Raw genomic sequence first — 2,862 nt, 5'->3', positions numbered from 1 at the left:
GCCTCTCTCGAGGAGGGCCAGGACGCACAGTCCGAGCACTCCCTTCTTCAGTTGGATCTCTATGGTTTCGGGCGCCATGTGGCCTCCTTTTGATGAAGGGAGACTACGGCAAGGTATTGGGTGATGCAAGGTAGCTGTCGAAACATGACAGCGATTTAATCGGCGCGGCTTTTCGCCCATCCGTCGGGATGGGCGGATCAGTCGCTTGGCAAGCGTCGATCCACCCGATATGGACCGGGCGAAACACCGTGCTTTACAGGACCGGCGGGTGTTGCGACTGGATCGCAACGACCTGACGCCTATGGCTTAAAGAGGAATTCCGAATGGAACTGGGCAGACGAGCCCTGAAAGCCGCCGGCGGTCTGATGACCGGCGCCGCTTTCGCCATCCTGTTCGCCACCCCGACGTGGGCTCAGGAGTTGCTGGGTCAGCCGACGCCGGGCGGTGTCGGCCTGCAGCAGAGCGCCTCGCCGCTGAAGCACGAGGCGACCTGGTTCCACAACGTCATCCTGATGCCGATCATCACCCTGATCTGCCTGCTGGTGCTGGGCCTGATCGCGTGGATCGTCTTCCGCTACAACAAGAAGTCGAACCCGATCCCGGCGCGCTGGAGCCACAACACGGCCATCGAGATCATCTGGACGGTGGCGCCGGTGGTGATTCTGCTGGTGATCTCTCTGTTCTCGTTCCGCCTGCTGTTCGCCTACAACAACATGCCGACGCCGGACCTGACCATCAAGGCGACCGGAAATCAGTGGAATTGGGGTTATGAATACCCCGACCAGGGCATCGCCGAATATGTCTCCAACATGCTCCCGGAAGACGAAGCCAAGGCGCGCGGCGTTCCCTATCGCCTGGCTGCCGATGAGCCGATCGTCGTCCCGGTCGGCAAGACGGTCCAGGTTCTGGTCACCGCAGCCGACGTTATCCACGCCTTCGCCCTGCCGGCGTTCGGCCTGAAGACCGACGCGGTCCCGGGCCGCACCAACCACACCTGGTTCAAGGCCGAACGCACCGGCACCTTCTATGGCCAATGCTCGGAACTGTGCGGCGTGGATCACGCCTTCATGCCCATCGAGATCCGCGTCGTGACCGAGGCCGAGTTCGCGGCCTGGGTCGCCTCCAAGGGCGGTTCGATGACCAAGGCCGCCGATGACGCCGCCGCTGCAGCCGCCGCCGCGGCCCTGGCCGCTCCGGTCGCCGTCGAGGGCGAGGCTCCGGCCGCCGCCACCGATGCTCCCGCTACCGCCGCTGCGGCTCCCGCCGCGCCCGCCTCCGCCGCGCCCGCCGCGGCGCCGGCCGCCCAGTAATCGCGAGCCCGTAGAGATCATGGCTACCGACACCACCGCAGACGCCCGCGCCGCCGACCATGGTCACGACCATGACGCCGCGCACGACCACAAGCCGGGCTTCTTCACCCGCTGGTTCCTGTCCACCAACCACAAGGACATCGGCACCCTGTACCTGCTGTTCGCCATCATGGCGGGCATCGTGGGCGGCGCCCTGTCCGGCCTGATCCGTTGGGAACTGGCCGAGCCGGGCATCCAGATCTTCCGTGAAGGTTCGGGCGTCAATCTGATCGGCCTCGTCGAGCAGACCAAACACGGCTACAACGTCGTCGTCACCGGCCACGCCCTGATCATGATCTTCTTCATGGTCATGCCCGCCATGATCGGCGGCTTCGGGAACTGGTTCGTGCCCATCATGATCGGCGCGCCCGACATGGCCTTCCCGCGCATGAACAATGTGTCGTTCTGGCTGCTGGTCGCGGCCTGGGTGCTGTTGATCATGTCGCTGTTCGTTGACGGCGGACCGGGCAAGGGCTTCGGCGGCGGCTGGACCATCTATCCGCCGCTCTCGACCAAGGGCCACACCGGCCCGGCCATGGATCTGGCGATCTTCTCGCTGCACATCGCCGGCGCCTCGTCGATCCTCGGCGCGGTCAACTTCATCACCACCATCTTCAACATGCGCGCCCCGGGCATGACCCTGCACCGGATGCCGCTGTTCGCCTGGTCGGTCCTGATTACCGCCTTCCTGCTGCTGCTGTCGCTGCCCGTCCTGGCCGGCGCCATCACCATGCTGCTGGCCGACCGCAACTTCGGCACCAGCTTCTTCGACCCGGCCGGCGGCGGCGACCCCGTCATGTTCCAGCACCTGTTCTGGTTCTTCGGCCACCCCGAGGTCTACATCCTGATCCTGCCGGGCTTCGGCATCATCAGCCACATCGTCTCGACCTTCTCGAAGAAGCCCATCTTCGGCTATCTCGCCATGGCCTACGCCATGGTCGCCATCGGCTTCGTCGGCTTCATCGTGTGGGCGCACCACATGTACACGGTCGGCATGAGCGTGAACCTGCGCGCCTACTTCATCGCCGCGACCATGATCATCGCCGTGCCCACGGGCGTGAAGATCTTCAGCTGGATCGCGACCATGTGGGGCGGATCGCTCAGCTTCAAGACGCCCATGCTGTGGGCGATCGGCTTCATCTTCCTGTTCACGGTCGGCGGCGTGACCGGCGTGGTCCTGTCCAACGCGGGCATCGATTACAGCCTGCACGACACCTATTACGTCGTGGCCCACTTCCACTACGTGCTGTCACTGGGCGCCGTCTTCGCGATCTTCGGCGGCTTCTACTACTGGTACGAGAAAATGTTCGGGGTGAAGTACAACGAGTTCCTCGGCTGCGCCCACTTCTGGGTCATGTTCATCGGGGTGAACCTGGTGTTCTTCCCGCAGCACTTCCTCGGGCTGCAGGGCATGCCGCGGCGCTATGTCGACTACTCGGACGGCTACGCCTACTGGAACATGGTCTCGTCGATCGGTTATGCGATCACCGCGGTCGGCGTGCTGATCTTCCTG

The 2,862-nt window shown here is 64.2% G+C and carries 2 protein-coding genes and 1 pseudogene; 2 read left to right on the top strand and 1 reads right to left on the bottom strand.

Annotation, left to right across the window (positions count from 1 at the left end):
• Positions 1-78: pseudogene (locus WC555_RS15570) on the bottom strand (PadR family transcriptional regulator); the annotation flags it as partial.
• Positions 79-323: 245 nt separating this feature from the next.
• On the opposite strand from WC555_RS15570, the gene coxB reads away from it, so the two are divergent.
• Both coxB and WC555_RS15560 read left to right on the top strand, forming a co-directional pair.
• Entirely contained in the window at positions 324-1,310 is a 987-nt protein-coding gene (gene coxB / locus WC555_RS15565) for a cytochrome c oxidase subunit II (RefSeq protein ID WP_373255034.1), read from the top strand.
• 19 nt (positions 1,311-1,329) lie between these two features.
• Positions 1,330-2,862, top strand: a 1,533-nt coding sequence (locus WC555_RS15560; RefSeq protein WP_373255033.1) for a cytochrome c oxidase subunit 1, incomplete at its 3' end; no start/stop codon positions are given.

It is taken from the genome of Brevundimonas sp. (assembly GCF_041648615.1).
In the GTDB taxonomy this organism is placed as follows: Bacteria; Pseudomonadota; Alphaproteobacteria; order Caulobacterales; family Caulobacteraceae; genus Brevundimonas.
This window is presented reverse-complemented; position numbering and strand designations above follow the sequence as displayed.